The organism is Paraburkholderia sp. A1BS-2L, assembly GCF_051125205.1.
Lineage (GTDB): Bacteria > Pseudomonadota > Gammaproteobacteria > Burkholderiales > Burkholderiaceae > Paraburkholderia.
On sequence record NZ_CP120428.1, the window covers coordinates 469,089 to 485,947 of the forward strand.

At 65.2% G+C, this 16,859-nt stretch carries 17 protein-coding genes and 1 other RNA gene; 10 read left to right on the top strand and 8 right to left on the bottom strand.

Annotation, left to right across the window (positions count from 1 at the left end):
- Positions 1-62 precede the first annotated feature (62 nt).
- The gene (locus P5W98_RS02105; protein ID WP_421042550.1) at positions 63-974 is read right to left on the bottom strand and encodes a class II glutamine amidotransferase; all 912 of its coding nucleotides are present in this window, start codon (positions 972-974) and stop codon (positions 63-65) included.
- A gap of 323 nt (positions 975-1,297) precedes the next feature.
- Between P5W98_RS02105 and pyrC the strand changes: the two genes are divergently transcribed.
- The 3 genes from pyrC to rnpB all read left to right on the top strand — a co-directional run bounded on the left by pyrC (position 1,298) and on the right by rnpB (position 3,765).
- Positions 1,298-2,353 (top strand): dihydroorotase, encoded by a 1,056-nt coding sequence (gene pyrC / locus P5W98_RS02110; RefSeq protein ID WP_421042549.1) that lies wholly within the window; start codon positions 1,298-1,300, stop codon positions 2,351-2,353.
- An 8-nt stretch (positions 2,354-2,361) separates the two neighbouring features.
- Positions 2,362-3,276, top strand: coding sequence for a DUF3025 domain-containing protein (locus P5W98_RS02115; protein WP_421042674.1), 915 nt, complete (start codon positions 2,362-2,364; stop codon positions 3,274-3,276).
- Positions 3,277-3,354: 78 nt separating this feature from the next.
- Positions 3,355-3,765: RNase P RNA component class A (gene rnpB / locus P5W98_RS02120), an RNA gene on the top strand.
- A gap of 82 nt (positions 3,766-3,847) precedes the next feature.
- Here rnpB and P5W98_RS02125 read toward each other — a convergent pair.
- Positions 3,848-4,270, bottom strand: a complete 423-nt coding sequence (locus P5W98_RS02125) for an OsmC family protein (protein WP_421023026.1) — start codon at positions 4,268-4,270, stop codon at positions 3,848-3,850.
- Positions 4,271-4,901: 631 nt separating this feature from the next.
- Between P5W98_RS02125 and rplM the strand changes: the two genes are divergently transcribed.
- From rplM to erpA, 3 genes are all read left to right on the top strand, one after another.
- Positions 4,902-5,330 carry a 50S ribosomal protein L13 gene (gene rplM, locus P5W98_RS02130; RefSeq protein WP_027795838.1) on the top strand — a complete coding sequence of 143 codons (429 nt, stop codon included), beginning with the start codon at positions 4,902-4,904 and terminating at the stop codon, positions 5,328-5,330.
- 11 nt (positions 5,331-5,341) lie between these two features.
- Positions 5,342-5,734, top strand: a complete 393-nt coding sequence (rpsI, locus tag P5W98_RS02135; protein ID WP_028216172.1) for a 30S ribosomal protein S9 — start codon at positions 5,342-5,344, stop codon at positions 5,732-5,734.
- A gap of 208 nt (positions 5,735-5,942) precedes the next feature.
- Entirely contained in the window at positions 5,943-6,308 is a 366-nt protein-coding gene (gene erpA, locus P5W98_RS02140) for an iron-sulfur cluster insertion protein ErpA (RefSeq protein ID WP_421023027.1), read from the top strand.
- An 81-nt stretch (positions 6,309-6,389) separates the two neighbouring features.
- Here erpA and P5W98_RS02145 read toward each other — a convergent pair whose 3' ends face one another.
- Positions 6,390-7,481: an anhydro-N-acetylmuramic acid kinase gene (locus P5W98_RS02145; protein ID WP_434662393.1), complete on the bottom strand. Its 1,092-nt coding sequence runs from the start codon at positions 7,479-7,481 to the stop codon at positions 6,390-6,392.
- Between the two features lie 189 nt (positions 7,482-7,670).
- Between P5W98_RS02145 and tyrS the strand changes: the two genes are divergently transcribed.
- From tyrS to P5W98_RS02165, 4 genes are all read left to right on the top strand, one after another.
- Positions 7,671-8,924: a tyrosine--tRNA ligase gene (tyrS, locus tag P5W98_RS02150; RefSeq protein WP_421042547.1), complete on the top strand. Its 1,254-nt coding sequence runs from the start codon at positions 7,671-7,673 to the stop codon at positions 8,922-8,924.
- A gap of 34 nt (positions 8,925-8,958) precedes the next feature.
- Positions 8,959-9,429, top strand: coding sequence for a D-aminoacyl-tRNA deacylase (dtd, locus tag P5W98_RS02155; protein WP_421023030.1), 471 nt, complete (start codon positions 8,959-8,961; stop codon positions 9,427-9,429).
- Between the two features lie 29 nt (positions 9,430-9,458).
- A complete protein-coding gene (locus P5W98_RS02160) occupies positions 9,459-10,130 on the top strand; it encodes a histidine phosphatase family protein (RefSeq protein ID WP_421042546.1) in 672 nt (223 codons plus the stop codon).
- Positions 10,131-10,416: 286 nt separating this feature from the next.
- Positions 10,417-11,574: a branched-chain amino acid ABC transporter substrate-binding protein gene (locus P5W98_RS02165; RefSeq protein ID WP_434718187.1), complete on the top strand. Its 1,158-nt coding sequence runs from the start codon at positions 10,417-10,419 to the stop codon at positions 11,572-11,574.
- Between the two features lie 99 nt (positions 11,575-11,673).
- Here P5W98_RS02165 and P5W98_RS02170 read toward each other — a convergent pair whose 3' ends face one another.
- The 5 genes from P5W98_RS02170 to purH form a co-directional block, all read right to left on the bottom strand.
- Positions 11,674-12,618 carry an oxygenase MpaB family protein gene (locus P5W98_RS02170; protein ID WP_421023033.1) on the bottom strand — a complete coding sequence of 315 codons (945 nt, stop codon included), beginning with the start codon at positions 12,616-12,618 and terminating at the stop codon, positions 11,674-11,676.
- 35 nt (positions 12,619-12,653) lie between these two features.
- Positions 12,654-13,733: a Holliday junction branch migration DNA helicase RuvB gene (gene ruvB, locus P5W98_RS02175; RefSeq protein ID WP_421023034.1), complete on the bottom strand. Its 1,080-nt coding sequence runs from the start codon at positions 13,731-13,733 to the stop codon at positions 12,654-12,656.
- Positions 13,734-13,841: 108 nt separating this feature from the next.
- A complete protein-coding gene (gene ruvA / locus P5W98_RS02180) occupies positions 13,842-14,423 on the bottom strand; it encodes a Holliday junction branch migration protein RuvA (protein WP_421042543.1) in 582 nt (193 codons plus the stop codon).
- Between the two features lie 98 nt (positions 14,424-14,521).
- A complete protein-coding gene (gene ruvC / locus P5W98_RS02185) occupies positions 14,522-15,064 on the bottom strand; it encodes a crossover junction endodeoxyribonuclease RuvC (protein ID WP_421042542.1) in 543 nt (180 codons plus the stop codon).
- Between the two features lie 179 nt (positions 15,065-15,243).
- On the bottom strand, positions 15,244-16,809 hold the full coding sequence (gene purH, locus P5W98_RS02190) for a bifunctional phosphoribosylaminoimidazolecarboxamide formyltransferase/IMP cyclohydrolase (protein ID WP_421023037.1): 1,566 nt from the start codon (positions 16,807-16,809) through the stop codon (positions 15,244-15,246).
- Positions 16,810-16,859 lie beyond the last annotated feature (50 nt).

A 16,859-nucleotide genomic window follows, 5' to 3' on the forward strand; every position in this document is an offset into this window, starting at 1 on the left:
GGCATAAAAAAACCGCGCAGGCCTTCACCGCGCGGTTTTTTCGTTCGGGCATGAGCGCCGCGTCATTCGCCCCAGGTCTGCAAGGCGGCGGCGACTTGCGGGTCCACCGCACCCGGCTGGGCGGCCACGCGCGATGCGCTCGCCGAGGCGTCCGTCGACGGATTCTTGAGCTTGTCGAGCACCTTTTGCGGCACCGGCACGCTCCTGCGCGCGACGACGTCGCCATGCTGGAACATCAGCAGATCGCCGGGGGCGAAGCGCGTCCAGACCTCGTTGTCGGTGAGCGGCGCGGTGGCGATCACCGACACGCGGTCTTCGGGCGTGGTGTATTTTGCGAAGTCGATCGAGACATCGGCATCGACCAGATGCGCAGTGGAAAACGGCCAACTGCGCACGAGGTAGTACAGATGCGTGGAGCAATGGGCGAACAGCGCCTGGCCGTTCGACAGCAGGAAGTTGAACACGCCGAACTGGGTAATTTCGCGCGTGAGCGATTCCAGCGTCGCGAACAGTTCGTCGAGCGGCGGCTGGGTCCCCGGATGAGCCTTGCGCAGGCCTTGCAACAGCGTGCAGAAAGCCAGTTCGCTATCGGTGGTGCCGACCGGCTGATAGACGTCCGTCATGACCGGATTGAAGTCCTGCAGGTCGCCGTTGTGCGCGAAGATCCAGTGGCGGCCCCAGAGCTCGCGCTGGAACGGATGGCTGTTCTCGAGCGACGTATGCCCCTGGGTGGCCTTGCGGATGTGGGCGATGGTGTTGCGCGACTTGATCGGGTAGCGCTTGACCATTTCGGCGATGGGCGAGCGCGCCGACGCCTCGTGGTCGATGAACAGGCGGCAGGCCTTGTCCTCGAAGAATGCGATGCCCCAGCCGTCGGCATGGTGGTCGGTGGCGCCGCCGCGCGCCGCGAATCCTGTGAAGGAGAACGTGACGTCCGTTGGCGCGGCGCAGTTCATTCCGAGAAGTTGGCACATGATGCTTATGGTACGTACGTAACGCAGGTACGGGGTGCGGGAGCTCTGGCGTGCTCCCCGTGAAAGGCGACCCGGTACAATGACGATTTTCCAAGCATATCACCGGGCCGCGGCGCGCCAGTACGAAATTTGTCGGACGCATTCCCGGCGCTCGCGTAAGCGCACCGGCGCGGTATTGGCGCATGATGGCCGCGTGCGGGTTGCCGCGCGGACTGTCGTGCGCGCGCGACGCCGCGCCTGGCGTCCAACGCCTTGCAGCCCCGTGCTTTGCACCCTGATTTCGCAGTCCGATCATCCGTGGCGCACCGCGCCTCACACTAGCCATGAACGCTTCCACACCCACGACTCTCACGCTCGCCCGCCCTGACGACTGGCACCTGCACGTGCGCGACGGCGCGATGCTTGCAGCGGTGCTGCCGCATACGGCGCGCCAGTTCGGCCGCGCGATCATCATGCCGAACCTGAAGCCTCCGGTCACGACGACCGCGCAGGCCGCGGCCTACCGCGAGCGCATTCTCGCAGCGTTGCCCGCGGGCGCGAAGTTCGAGCCGCTAATGACGCTCTATCTCACCGACAACACGCCGCCCGAGGAAATCCGCCTCGCAAAGGCGAGCGGCTTCGTGCATGGCGTGAAGCTTTACCCGGCGGGCGCGACGACCAATTCGGACGCGGGCGTGACCGATATCCGCAAATGCGCACGGACCCTCGAGGCGATGCAGGAAGCAGGCATGCCGCTGCTGGTGCACGGCGAAGTGACGAGCGCCGACATCGACCTGTTCGACCGCGAGAAGATTTTCATCGACCGCGTGATGACGCCGCTGCGCCGCGATTTTCCGGCCCTGAAGGTGGTCTTCGAACACATCACGACCAAGGACGCCGTCGATTACATTCGCGCGGACCACGCGGCGCCCGGCCTGCTGGGCGCGACGATCACGGCGCACCACCTGCTGTACAACCGCAACGCGCTGTTCCAGGGCGGCATTCGTCCGCATTACTTCTGCCTGCCGGTGCTCAAGCGCGAGACGCATCGCGTGGCGCTCGTCGAGGCGGCTACCTCGGGCGACGCGCGCTTTTTCCTCGGCACCGATAGTGCGCCGCACCCGAAGGGCCTGAAGGAGCACGCATGCGGCTGCGCGGGCTGCTATACGGCGCTGCACGCGCTCGAACTCTATGCCGAGGCGTTCGACAACGCCGGCGCGCTCGACAAGCTCGAGGGCTTTGCGAGCTTTTTCGGCGCCGATTTTTACGGGCTGCCGCGCAGTGCGGAAACCGTCACGCTGCGCCGCGAGCCATGGACGCTGCCGGCGGAAATCAGCGTTGGCGACGCGCCCGTCGTGCCGCTGCGTGGCGGCGAGACGATCGGCTGGAAGCTGATTTGAACGTAGCGATGCCCGGCGCAGCGACGCCCGGAGCGCCAAAGTCCGGCGCGGCGCGCCGGACTTTGCCAGAAGGCAGTTTCGCCGACATCGACTGGGCGCGCCCCTGGTTCGCCCAGCACGAGGCGCGCGGCCGGCGCTGGCAGCAAGCCGCGCTGGCGGGCTATGCGCACTATCTCGACGAGCTGAACGCCGATGCGTGCGCCGCGCAACAGCTCACGGGCCGCGGCCAGCGGCTCGCATTCATCGCGCAGGACGATCTGCCCGAAGGCGCCGCCTACGAGGCCCACATTGCCGCGACGGGGTGCGTGCCCACGCGCCACAATCTCCACGACTTCTTTAACGCGCTGGCCTGGTTTGCGTTCCCGCGCATCAAGGCGGCGCTCAACGCGCGCCAGGCGGCGGCGATCGACGTGCTCGGCGTGGGGCCCACGCGCGGCGGCGTGCGCGACGCGCTGACGTTATTCGACGAGAACGCAGTGCTGTTCGCGAGCGCCGATCCTGCGCTCACACAGGCGTTGCGCGGCTTCGACTGGCGCGCGTTGTTCGTCGAGGGACTCTCTGCATGGGATACCGCGCCGATGACGACGGGGGCAACGGCCACCGTGGCACACCCGCTGGCGCGCTGCGAGGTCCACGTATTCGGCCATGCGTTGCTGGAGAAGCTGATCGTGCCCTATGCCGCGTGCACGGCGCACGCGTGGGTAATCGACGTTCCGCCGGCGTACTTTGCGTGGCCGCGCGCGCAGCGAAACACGTATCTGGACGAAACGGTGAGCGCGACGCTCGCCGCCGACGGGCATCTGAACGGGCGCAGCTTCTCGCCGCTGCCAGTGCTGGGCATTCCGGGCTGGTGGGCGCCGAACGAAGACCCGTCGTTCTACAACGACACCGCCGTATTTCGCCCGGGCCGGCGCGCACGCTAAGTGCGTCGCGTGAGGTGCCCGGCGCATTCGGCAGGCACTGCGCGCGACGGACTCACCCGTGCTAATATCGCGCCTCGCAAAGCAGGCCAGGCAGTCGCGGCCCCGAGGTTCACGCCGAGGGGGCGAGGAAAGTCCGGACTCCACAGGGCAGGGTGATGGCTAACGGCCATCCGTGGCGACACGCGGAACAGGGCAACAGAGAACAGACCGCCGATGGCCCGATTTCGGTCGGGATCAGGTAAGGGTGAAACGGTGCGGTAAGAGCGCACCGCGTCTGCGGCGACGTAGACGGCACGGTAACCTCCACCCGGAGCAATTCCAAGTAGGCAGGCGCGCATCTTCGAGATGCAGGACGGGGCCCCCGTCTCGTCTGCGGGTAGGAAGCTTGAGCGCGTCAGCAATGGCGCGCCTAGAGGAATGGCTGCCACGCGCGGCGTGCCTTCGGGCGCGGCGCGTGCACAGAATCCGGCTTATCGGCCTGCTTTGCCGCCTCATTCATGCAAAAAGCCGGCGCGGTTCATTGAAGAACCGCGCCGGCTTTTTCTTTTGCCGCCGATTTTCGCCGCAGATCCTAGACTGCGACGATCTCGAACGAGTGCGTGATGTCGGCCGTCTTGCCGATCATGATCGACGCCGAGCAGTACTTGTCGTGCGAGAGATTGATCGCGCGCTCGACGGTGGCCGGGTTCAGATTCTTGCCGGTCACGGTGAAGTGGAAATGGATCTTCGTGAAGACCTTGGGATCTTCGCTCGCGCGTTCGGCCTTCAGCGTCACGTTGCAGCCGGTAACTTCCTGGCGGCTCTTCTTCAGAATCAGGACCACGTCGTAGGCCGTGCAGCCGCCCGTGCCGAGCAGCACCATTTCCATCGGGCGCGGCGCGAGATTGTGGCCGCCGCCTTCCGGCGCGCCGTCCATGTTGACGAGGTGGCCGCTACCCGTTTCGGCTGCGAACGCCATCCCATCCTGACCCATCCAGCTTACTTTGCATTCCATGCGTTTGCCCCTGCGCAATTTTCTCGATTCAGCCGGCATTGTAGCCCGGTCCTACTGGTATGTCCGGGGGGGCACGTGACGCATGCGAGCCATTCACCTTGCTTGAATGTTGCGGCGCAAAATCTCAGGGGCAATCGGATTTCCCTCGTGCAATTAGGGGGTTTGCTCTAGCCGATGCATGCTGTTTAGCCTATGGATATTTGCAAGGCATTGATTTGTATGCAAAAAATATGGTTCTGTGCACCGCATTTGAATTTCATATTATGGGTTTTATTTTCACGATGCAAATTTCCTTGCGTCGCACAAGGTCGATCCGTATAATTCGTCTCATTGGTTGTCGTGTTTCACGACACCTCAGCATGTCTCCTCCACCCTCCTCCAAAAGGTGGATTAAGCCCAGGCAAACGCGCTTGGGCTTTTTTTCGTCCGCTGTTTTTGGCGCCGCCCCTGCGCCGGCGCGCGGAAACTTTGACGACGCGCCAATTTTCCCTTTATAATCGTAGGTTCTCCGCATCCATGTCCGAGCGGAGACGGGGAAACCCGAACCAGGGAGAGCCTGCGCCGACGTCAACGAGCGTCACCATACAAGCAGGACCAAAAAACAGGGCACAGCATATTTTTTGGATCGATCATGAAGACTTTTTCCGCCAAGGCACATGAAGTGCAGCGCGAATGGTACGTGATTGACGCGACGGATAAGGTTCTCGGCCGTGTCGCCAGCGAAGTGGCACGCCGTCTTCGCGGCAAGCACAAGCCTGAGTTCACCCCGCACGTCGACACGGGTGATTTCATCATCATCATCAACGCCGGCAAGCTGAAGGTCACGGGCAACAAGACCACCGACAAGAAGTACTACCGTCACTCGGGCTACCCGGGCGGTATCTACGAAACGACGTTCGGCAAAATGCAAGAGCGCTTCCCGGGCCGTGCGCTCGAGAAGGCCGTGAAGGGCATGCTGCCCAAGGGCCCGCTCGGCTACGCGATGATCAAGAAGCTGAAGGTCTACGCAGACGCAACGCACCCGCACTCGGCACAACAGCCGAAGGCGCTCGAGATCTAAGGGGAGCCCACATGATCGGTAACTGGAATTACGGTACGGGCCGCCGCAAGAGCGCCGTCGCTCGTGTCTTCATCAAGTCGGGCAAGGGCGACATCATCGTCAATGGCAAGCCCATCGCCGACTACTTCTCGCGCGAAACGTCGCTCATGATCGTGCGTCAGCCGCTGGAACTCACGAACCACGCCACGACGTTCGACATCAAGGTGAACGTGAACGGCGGCGGCGAAACCGGCCAGGCCGGCGCAGTTCGCCACGGCATCACGCGCGCGCTGATGGACTACGACGCAACGCTCAAGCCGGCACTGTCGCAAGCTGGCTTCGTGACCCGCGATGCACGTGAAGTGGAACGTAAGAAGGTCGGTTTCCACAAGGCACGTCGCCGCAAGCAGTTCTCGAAGCGTTAATTTGCGCTTCGGCGCGGCGCTCTTCACCGGGCGCAGCGCTGCTGCAAAAGCCGTCCGCGCTCATGCGCCGGACGGTTTTTTCGTTTGATGGGCATCCATTTATGCCCGGCCGCAAACAAGTGGCGAAAACCCCTTGATTTCGTGGGTTTCAGCACGAACTGCGGAAGAGCCCTACAATAGCGACTAGAAGCTTTTTTGGAGAGTTCGAATGAACGCTGTCACCGAGACCCCCGTGACTGAAATGCCCGGTCCCTTCGTCTTTACCGACGCAGCGGCTGACAAGGTCAAGCAACTGATCGACGAGGAAGGCAATCCGGAGCTGAAGCTGCGTGTGTTCGTGCAGGGCGGCGGCTGTTCGGGCTTCCAGTACGGATTCACGTTCGACGAGGCCGTCAACGAAGACGATACCGTGATGAACAAGAACGGCGTCCAGTTGCTGATCGATTCGATGAGCTATCAGTACCTCATCGGCGCCGAGATCGACTATAAGGACGATCTGAACGGCGCTCAGTTCGTCATCAAGAACCCGAACGCCACGACCACCTGCGGTTGCGGCTCGTCGTTCTCGGTTTGAGCGCACACGTCCGGCAGTAAAAAACGGGGCATCAAGCCCCGTTTTTCGTTTCTGCGCTCGCGAATTCATCGCGCGGGCTTTCTATTTCGGATAAATCGCACCCAGCACGCGTTCGCCCGCCGCGCCCGTCACGGCCGGCAGGTTGCCCGGCTCGCGTGCGACGCAGCGCATCGCGAGCCACGCAAAGGCGAGCGGCTCGACCTGCTGCGGCGGCACGCCTAGCGCCCCGGTTGTTGCGACCGGCACGCCGGCCACGCCGCTGGTTTCCAGCGCCTTTTGCAGTGCGCTCATCAACGCCTTGTTGCGCGCGCCGCCGCCGCACACGTAAACGGCCCGGCAATCCCCCGCATGACGCTCGATTTCGCGCGCGACGCTCACCGCCGTGAGCGCGACGAGGGAAGCCTGCACGTCGGCCGGCGCGAGCGATTCGAAGCCCTTCAGTTTTTGATCGAGCCATTGCGCGTTGAAAAGATCGCGCCCCGTGCTCTTGGGCGGTGGCTGCTCGAAGAACGGCTCGTCGAGCAGCACGTTCAGCAGCGGCTGATGCAGCGCGCCGCTCGCCGCGAACCGGCCGTTGTCGTCGTAGGGCTTGCCCAGATGCCGCTCGGCCCACAGGTCGAGCAGGGCGTTGGCCGGCCCGCAGTCAAAGCCGCGCACCGCGCCCGTCGACGAGAGCACCGTGATGTTGCTGATGCCGCCGAGATTGCAGACGACGCGCGTTTCGTCGAGCGAGCCGAACAGCGTCGCGTGAAACGCCGGCACGAGCGGCGCGCCCTGACCGCCCGAGGCGACGTCGCGGCTGCGGAAGTCGGCGATCACGTCGATGTGCGCGAGCTCCGCGAGCAGCGCGGGATTCTGGATCTGCACCGTAAAGCCCTTCTCGGGCCGATGGCGGACGGTCTGGCCGTGGGCGCCGATGGCGCGCACCTCGTCCGAGGAGAGATTGCCCGAGCGCAGCAGCTCGTGGCAGCAGACCGCATAGCGGGCCGCGAGCGCATTGCCCGCGAGCGAGGCACGCACGATCTCGTTCTCACCGGGCTGCTGCAGCGAAAAGAGCGCGTCGCGCAGGCCCTGCGCGAAGCCCACGAAGGCCTCCGCGAGCACCACGGGCCGCTTGCCGTGTTCGAATCGCACGGCGATGCCGTCCACGCCGTCCATGCTGGTACCGGACATCAGGCCGAAATACACGCCGTCGGCCGGGTATGCGCTGTCTTTGCGTGCGGGCGCCACGTTGATGCTCCTTTCGTGAGTGCGGGAAGGGATTCTGACGGTGATTATCGCGGCAATGGCTATTGAGCGTAAGTCGCCTTGTCGCGCGAATCACGTAAAATCCCGGTCTAAACCCAACGAAACGATCGAAGCATGAGCACCGAGTCCACTCCTAACAGCGGCGCCAAAGACGCCTTTCCGGTCACTGACGAAGTCCGTCACGCGCTCGCCGTCACCAAACGCGGCGTCGACGAACTGCTGATCGAAGAAGAATTCCAGCAGAAGCTCGCCCGCAGTGCCGCCACGGGCAAGCCGCTGCGCATCAAGCTCGGTCTCGATCCGACTGCGCCCGACATCCACATCGGTCACACGGTCGTGCTCAACAAGATGCGCCAGCTTCAGGATCTCGGCCACACCGTGATCTTCCTGATCGGCGACTTCACCTCGCTGATCGGCGACCCGTCGGGGCGCAACGCCACGCGTCCGCCGCTCACGCGCGAGCAGATCCAGTCGAACGCGAAAACGTACTTCGAGCAGGCCGCGCTCGTGCTCGACCGCGAAAAAACCGAGATCCGCTACAACAGCGAATGGTCGATGCCGCTCGGCGCCGACGGCATGATCAAGCTCGCGTCGCGCTACACGGTCGCACGCATTCTCGAGCGCGAGGACTTCACCAAGCGCTTCCAGAGCGGCGTGCCCATCTCGATCCACGAATTCCTCTATCCGCTGATGCAGGGCTACGACTCGGTCGCGCTCAATGCGGATCTGGAGCTCGGCGGCACGGACCAGAAGTTCAACCTGCTCGTCGGCCGCGAATTGCAGAAGCAGTACGGTCAGGAGCAGCAGTGCATCTTGACGATGCCGCTGCTCGAAGGCCTCGACGGCGTCGAGAAGATGTCGAAGTCGAAGAACAACTACGTCGGCATCAGCGAGAAGCCCAACGACATGTTCGGCAAGCTCATGAGCATCTCGGACACGCTGATGTGGCGTTACTTCACGCTGCTCTCGTTCCGTCCGATGGACGAAATCGAAGGCTTCAAGCGCGAGATCGAAGCGGGCCGCAACCCGCGCGACTTCAAGGTGCTGCTCGCGCAGGAAATCGTTGCGCGCTTTCACTCGCAGGCCGACGCTGAGCGCGCGCTCGAAGACTTCAACCACCGCGCGAAGGGCGGCGTTCCCGACGATATCCCGTCGGTCACGCTCGCGGGCGCGCCGCTCGCCATTGGCCAGCTGCTCAAGCAGGCGGGGCTCGCGCCGTCCACGAGCGAGGCGCTGCGCAACATCGAGCAGGGCGGCGTGAAGATCGATGGCGCCACCGTGTCCGACAAGGGCCTGAAGGTCGACGCGGGCGAGTTCGTCGTGCAGGTGGGCAAGCGCCGCTTCGCGCGCGTGACGCTGACCGCGTGATGACGATTCGTGTTCTGGACGTGGAGCGCACGCGATGATTGCGCTGATTCAACGCGTGCGCCGCGCCGAAGTCCGCGTCGCCGATGGCCCTGCGGAGCGCGTGACCGGCGCGATCGGCCAGGGCCTGCTCGCGCTGGTTTGCGCGGAGCGCGGCGACACTGAAGCAAACGCCGACAAGCTGCTCGCGAAACTGCTGGGCTACCGCGTGTTCAGCGACGCCGCGGGCAAGATGAATCTGCCGGTGCAGAACATCGACGGCAACGGTGCGGCGGGCGGCCTCCTGCTGGTCTCGCAGTTCACCCTTGCCGCCGATACCAACAGCGGCCTGCGCCCGAGCTTCACGCCCGCCGCGCCGCCCGACGAGGGGCGGCGTCTATTCGACTACTTCGTTGCCGCCGCGCGCACAAAGCACCCCACGGTCGAGACCGGCGAGTTCGGCGCCGACATGCAGGTTTCGCTCGTCAATGACGGGCCCGTTACGTTCTGGCTGCAAGTGCGCAATTAACGCGCGCAATTGAAAGTGCGCAATTCATCATGACCACGCAGATCCTCTTTATCCGCCACGGCGAAACGGCCTGGAACCGCATCAAGCGCATTCAGGGGCACATCGATATCCCGCTCGCCGAGAGCGGCATCGAGCAGGCCCAATTGCTCGCCGCGCGTTGTGCGAACGAGGCGCGCGCGGGCGTGCGCCTCGCCGCGATCTGGTCGAGCGACCTGATGCGCGCGCAACAAACGGCCCAGCCGGTCGCCGATGCGCTCGGACTGACGCTCCAGCTCACCGAAGGCCTGCGCGAGCGCAACTACGGCGCGTTCCAGGGCCACGACGGCGACCAGATCGCCGAGCGCTTTCCCGACGAATACGCACACTGGCAAACCCGCGACCCCGGTTTCTCGCCGCCCGAGGGCGAGTCGCAACGCGTGTTCTACCACCGCGTGCTGCACGCGCTCGAGCCGATCCTCGCGAAGCACCCCGGGGGGCGCATCGCCTGCGTCGCGCATGGCGGCGTGCTCGATTGCATCTATCGTTTCGCGAACGGTCTCGCGCTCGACGCGCCGCGCGCGTGGCCGCTCTTGAACACGAGCGTGAACGTCGTCGATTTCGAGCGCGACGGCGCGGCGACGCAAGCGCGCGTGCTCGCGTGGGGCGACGTCACGCATCTGCCGAGCCCAAGCGACGACGACAGCTTCAAGCGTTCCTCCTGAGCGAACCGCTGAGCCCCAAGAGGTTCGCCGCGCCGGTCGTCGCTCGACCGGCGCATTTCGCGCGTGCAGCGCCCGCTGCGGACGTCAAGTCTCTTACCTGTTGCTTTCAATTGCTTTCCAAAGGCCAACCGCAAAGCGGGAGCGCCTGATACCATTTGCCAGACCATTGCGCTTTGCCGTGCGTTGAAGAGGGATGCGCGCACCCCGTGCATGCGGTGTTGGCAAGGCCAGGGTTGCAGACGAAAAAACGAAGCGCAGTTTCAAGAACAACCGCAGGAGATTCTTAATGACGTTCAAGCTTCACAAGCTGTTGCCGGTGAGCGCCGCTGTCGTGGCGTTCGCGGCGAGTTTGGCCACTGCGTCGGCCAACGCTTCCGCTGACCAGGTCGTCAAGATCGGTCATGTCGGCCCACTCACGGGCGGCTCGGCGCACCTCGGCAAGGACAACGAAAACGGCGCGCGTCTCGCCATCGAAGAGATCAACGCCAAGGGCCTCACGATCGGCGGCCAGAAGGTCACGCTCGCGCTCGACGGCCAGGACGACGGCGCCGACCCGCGCCAGGCGACCCAGGTCGCGCAGAAGCTCGTCGACGACAAGGTCGTGGCTGTGATCGGCCACCTGAATTCGGGCGCGTCGATTCCCGCCGCGAAGATCTATAGCGACGCGGGCATCGTGCAGATCTCGCCCTCGTCGACGAACCCGACCTACACGCAGCAGGGCTTCAAGACCACCTATCGCGTGGTTGCGACCGACGCGCAGCAAGGTCCCGCGCTGGCCAACTACGCCGCGAAAAGCCTGAACGTGAAGACGGTGGCCGTGGTCGACGATTCGACCGCCTACGGCCAGGGCCTCGCGAACGAGTTCGAGAAGACCGCGAAGTCGCTCGGCATGAAGGTCGTCTCGCACGATGCGACCAACGACAAGGCCGTCGATTTCCGCGCGATTCTCACCAAGATCAAGGGTGAGAATCCCGACGCGATCATGTACGGCGGCATGGACGCCACCGGCGGCCCGTTCGCCAAGCAGGCGCGCCAGCTTGGCCTGCGCGCGAAGGTGCTGGCCGGCGACGGCGTGTGCACGGAAAGCCTCGCGCAACTCGCGGGCTCGGCTTCCGACAACATCGTCTGTTCGCAAGCGGGCATGGCGCTCGAGCGCATGGAAGGCGGCGCGGCGTTCTCGGCGAAATACCAGAAGCGCTTTGGCCACGCGGTCGAATACGATGCGCCGTTCACCTACGACGCGGTGTACATCGTCGTCGACGCAACGAAGCGCGCGAACTCGACCGATCCGGCGAAGGTCCTCGCGCAGATCCCGGGCACCGACTACAAGGGTGTGATCGGCGAGACAGTGTTCGATTCGAAGGGCGACCTCAAGCACGGCGTGATTTCGCTCTACAACTACAAGGCGGGCAAGAAGTCGCTGCTCGACGTGGTGAAGATGTAAGCAACGTCCGGTCCTCGACCGGATGAGGTTTCCGATGAAGCGGCCAGCCTGCGCAAGCAGCCTGGCCGTTTTTTCATGGCGAGCAGAACGAGGAGGGATTCAGGGCGCTGGTGGCGCGGCTGCGCGCCGGCGCGCGCGTTTCGAGACGCCATTGACGAGCGCCCAGCGCAGCACGGGCGCGACCGCGCGCATGCCCGGCTGCACCATCGCGCGGCGGGCGAGCGCGAAGCGGTCGAAGCCGAGCATCTGCTGGGCGAACGGCGGCAGGAGGTCGATGCCCGCATTACGTAGCAACGCGCCTGCGGGGCGCATCGCCGGGCGCGGCACCGGCACTTCCATCAGCACGCGCACGACTTCGCGCGTGCGCTCGCTGGCGACGAGCTCGGGCTGCATCGCTTGCAGATAGGCCGCGACTTCGGCGCGCGAGCGCGGCACTTCGGTTGCGCCCAGCAACTGTGCGATGAGCGCGACTTCCGAGTAGTACTGATCCTGCGCCTCGCCAGGCAGCGCGGGATTCACGTAGCGCAAATAGGCGGCCAGAAAGCTCGATACCTCGGCCACATGCACCCACGTGAGCAGCGCGGGGTCGCTTGCGCGATACGCGCGGCCATCGGGTGCGGTGCCCGTCACCGCGAGGTGAATGGTCTTCACGCGCTCGATGAGCGCGAGCGCATCGGCGCGGCTGCCGTAGGTGGTGCCGGCGATAAAGGTCGCGGTGCGGCGCAGCCGGCCGAGAATGTCGCTGCGAAACGTCGAGTGGTCCCACACGCCCGCGAGAGCGAGCGGGTGCAGCGCTTGCAGCAGCAGGGCGCTGATGCCGCCCGCCATCATCGCGGCGAAGTCGGCATGCACTTTCCAGCAGATGGCGTTCGGGCCGAACAGACCCGGGTCGCCGGGCGGCGACGAGTAGTCGAGCTTCGGGCCGCTGCCCGTGGTGAGATGCGTGACGTTTTCGGCGAGCGTCATGCGCAGGCGCCGCGCGATCTGGCCGACGAGGCCAGTCGGTTCGGGAGCGTTGGGGGGACGGCCGGCGTGATCGGACATCGTGCTCTCGTTCGCGCTGTGCGCCTTGCCGCGCCTTACGACGCGTCCGGGCTCCAGTCGCCGCCCGTCGATGCGTCGTCGGGCACGACGAGGCCGAAGTGCCGGTAGGTGAGCTGGGTGGCCACACGTCCGCGCGGCGTGCGCTGCAGGAAGCCTTGCTGGATCAGGTACGGTTCCAGCACGTCCTCGATCGTGTCGCGCTCTTCGCCAATGGCGGCCGCCAGATTGTCCACGCCCACCGGGCCGCCGTCGAACTTGTGCAGGATCGCTTCGAGCAGCTTGCGGTCCATCAGGTCGAAGCCCACGGGATCGACGTCGAGCATCTTGAGCGCGGCGTCGGCCACCTGCGCGGTGATCGTGCCGTCGGCCTTCACTTCGGCGTAATCGCGCACGCGGCGCAGCAGGCGGTTGGCGATACGCGGCGTGCCGCGCGAGCGGCGCGCGATTTCAAGCGCGCCGTCAGGATGAATATGCGCGCCGAGCAGCGCCGACGAGCGCTGCACGATGCGCGAAAGCTCGCTTGCGTTGTAGAACTCGAGTCGCGAGACGATGCCGAAGCGGTCGCGCAGCGGGTTCGTGAGCATGCCCGCGCGCGTGGTTGCGCCCACCAGCGTGAAGGGCTGAAGGTCGAGCTTCACGCTGCGCGCGGCCGGCCCTTCGCCGATCATGATGTCGATCTGATAGTCCTCGAGCGCCGGATACAGAATTTCCTCGACGACCGGCGAGAGCCGGTGGATTTCGTCGATGAACAGCACGTCGTGGGCTTCGAGGTTGGTGAGCAGCGCCGCGAGGTCGCCCGCGCGTTCGAGCACGGGGCCCGAGGTCTGCCGCAGATTGACACCCATTTCGCGCGCGATGATGTGCGCGAGCGTGGTCTTGCCGAGGCCCGGCGGCCCGAACAGCAGCACGTGGTCGAGCGGTTCCGAGCGGCGTTTGGCGGCCTCGATGAAGATTTCGAGCTGGCCGCGCACCTTTTCCTGGCCAACGTATTCGTCGAGCTGGCGCGGGCGCAGCGCGCGCTCGAACGCCTCCTCGTTGGACGAGGCCGGCGTGGCGGCGATCACGCGGCTGGGGCTGGCGCCACCGCTAGCGGCGAGTTTGTCGGTTTCGATCATGCAGCGATTGTACCGCGCTGTACCACGCGTATCGCACGCACCGCGCGCCGCCACAAGGCAGCATCATCACGCAGCCATCACGCGGCATCACGCGGCATCACGCGGCCCTCACGCCTTCGAGAGCACCTTCAGCGCGAGCTTGATGCCTTCGGAGACGCCCGTGCCGGCCGGCACGCTCTTGATGGCGGCGAGCGCTTCTTTCTCCGAATAGCCGAGCGCGAGCAGCGCGTTGAGGATGTCGTTCGCGTGGTCCGAGGGCGACGCCGCCGCGGCCATCGCGCCCAGATCCGCGCCGAGCTTGCCCTTGAGTTCGAGCAGCAGGCGCTCGGCGGTTTTCTTGCCGATGCCGGGCACGCGCGTGAGGCGCGCCGAGTCCTGCAGCGTCACGGCCTGCGAGAGATCGTGCACGCTCATGCCCGAGAGTACGGCCAGCGCCATGCGCGCGCCGATGCCGGTGATCTTGAGCAGTTCGCGAAACGTCGCGCGCTCCTGCGCGGTGCCGAAGCCGTAAAGCAGGTGCGCGTCCTCGCGCACGATCATCTGCGTGAGCAGTACGACTTTTTCGCCGGTGCCGGGCAGGTTGTAGAACGTGCTCATCGGCACGTCGACTTCGTAGCCGATGCCGTTGCAGTCGATGAGCAGGTGCGGCGGGTTCTTTTCCAGCAATACGCCGGCAATGCGACCGATCATGGCAAGTTCAGTGATGTGGGAAAGGGCAGAGTGTAGCGGAGCGCGCTGCTGCGCGGCGCGCTTCCTCTGAACGTTGGCCTGATGGCCAGGGGCGTTGTTTAGCCGATCAACCGTCCGCGCCGCACGCGCACGCCCTTCTTCGCGAGCGTGGGCGCGATGCCGCCGAGCGCCGCGAGCGTGTCGCCGCTATGTGCGTGGCAGATCGCCATACCGAGCGCGTCGGCGGCATCGGTGCCGGGCGTGCCCGTGAGCGCGAGCAGGCGCACGACCATCTGCTGCATCTGCTCCTTGGTCGCACGGCCATAGCCCACGACGGCCTGCTTCAGTTGCAGCGCGGTGTATTCGGCCACCGGCACGCCACCCGAGACGAGCCCGCAGATGGCCGCGCCGCGCGCTTGGCCGAGCAGCAGCGTCGACTGCGGATTGACGTTGACGAAGACCTTTTCGATGGCGGCCTGGTCGGGCGCGTGCTGGCGGATCAGCGTGCAGACGCCTTCGAAGATGGTGCCGAGGCGCGTGGGCAGATCGGCATCGGCGGTGCGGATGACGCCGCTTGCGACATACGTGAGCTGGTGACCGTGACGCTCGATCACGCCGAAGCCGGTCACGCGCAAGCCGGGGTCGATGCCGAGAATTCTCATGAAATGCGGGGGAAAGCGCTGTGTGTCGAGGATGTGCCTGCGATGGTACAACGAACGGCACAGCGGCCGCGAGCCTTGGCGGCACGCGGGAACGCCGGGCGCGGCGTAAAGAAAAACCCGCGGGACGCGAGGTCCGGCGGGCTTCTCGCAGTATCGGCGCGTCTCGCGCGCCGGGGCGATTAGTGACGGAAGTGGCGGATGCCCGTCATCACCATGGCGATGTTGTGCTCGTCGGCGGCGGCGATCACCTCGTCGTCGCGCATCGAGCCGCCCGGCTGGATCACGCAGGTCGCGCCCGCGTTGACCACCACGTCGAGGCCGTCACGGAACGGGAAGAACGCATCCGACGCCACGGCCGTGCCCGCGAGCTTCAGACCCGCGTTCTCGGCCTTGATGCTGGCGATGCGCGCCGAGTCCACGCGGCTCATCTGGCCCGCGCCCACGCCCATCGTCATGCCGTTGGCGCAGAACACGATGGCGTTGGACTTCACGAACTTCGCGACGCGCCACGCGAACATCAGATCGTCCATTTCCTTCGGCGTCGGGTGGCGCTTGGTCACCACGCGCAGCTCGTGCGGCTGCACGTTCTTCGCGTCGAGCGATTGCACCAGCAGGCCGCCGCCCACGCGCTTGAAGTCGAATGCGTTATGGCCTTCGCCCAAAGCGATCTCGAGCAGACGCACGTTCTGCTTCGCGGCGAACACGGCCTTGGCGGCTGCCGAGAACGACGGCGCGATCAGCACTTCGACGAACTGCTTCGAGACTGCCTGCGCCGCAGCTTCGTCCACTTCGCGGTTGAACGCGATGATGCCGCCGAACGCCGAGGTCGGGTCGGTCTGGAACGCCTTCGAATACGCTTCGAGCGTGTCAGCACCGACGGCCACGCCGCACGGATTCGCGTGCTTGATGATCACGCAGGCGGGGGCGTCGAAAGTCTTCACGCACTCCCACGCGGCGTCCGAGTCGGCGATGTTGTTGTACGAGAGTTCCTTGCCCTGGATCTGCGTGTAGTTCGCGAGCGCGCCAGCCGGCGTCGCAAGATCGCGATAGAACGCGGCGCTCTGGTGCGGGTTTTCGCCGTAACGCAGGTCCTGGACCTTGTCGAACGCGAGGTTCAGCACGGCCGGGTAGGTGTTGCGCGATTTGTGCTCGAGCGCTTCGGTGAGGCTCGTGAGGTAGTTCGTGATCGCGCCGTCATACTGCGCCGTGTGCGAGAACACCTTGGTCGCGAGGCGGAAGTTGGTCGCGTAGCTCACGGCGTTGCCGTTCGCGCGCATTTCTTCCAGTACCTTCGCGTAGTCGGCGGGATCCACCACGACGGTCACGTCGCGGTGGTTCTTCGCCGCCGAGCGCAGCATGGTCGGGCCGCCGATGTCGATGTTCTCGATCGCGTCTTCGAGCGAGCACTCTTCTTTCGAGATCGTCTGGACGAACGGGTAGAGGTTCACCACCAGCAGGTCGATCGTCGGGATGTCGTGCTTTTCGAGCGCGGCCATGTGCTCGGGCAGGTCGCGGCGCGCGAGGATGCCGCCGTGGACCTTCGGGTGCAGCGTTTTCACGCGCCCATCGAGCATTTCCGGGAAGCCGGTGTAATCGGCCACTTCGGTGACGGAGAGACCCGCGTCCGCGAGCAGTTTCGCGGTGCCGCCGGTCGACAGGATCTTGACGCCGAGGTCCGACAGCGATTTCGCGAAATCGACGATACCGGCCTTGTCGGAAACGGAGATGAGCGCTTGCTTGATCATGATGGGGGAGAAGTTGCCGAGGGATCGAGGAGTCCGCGCCGGAAGTCCAG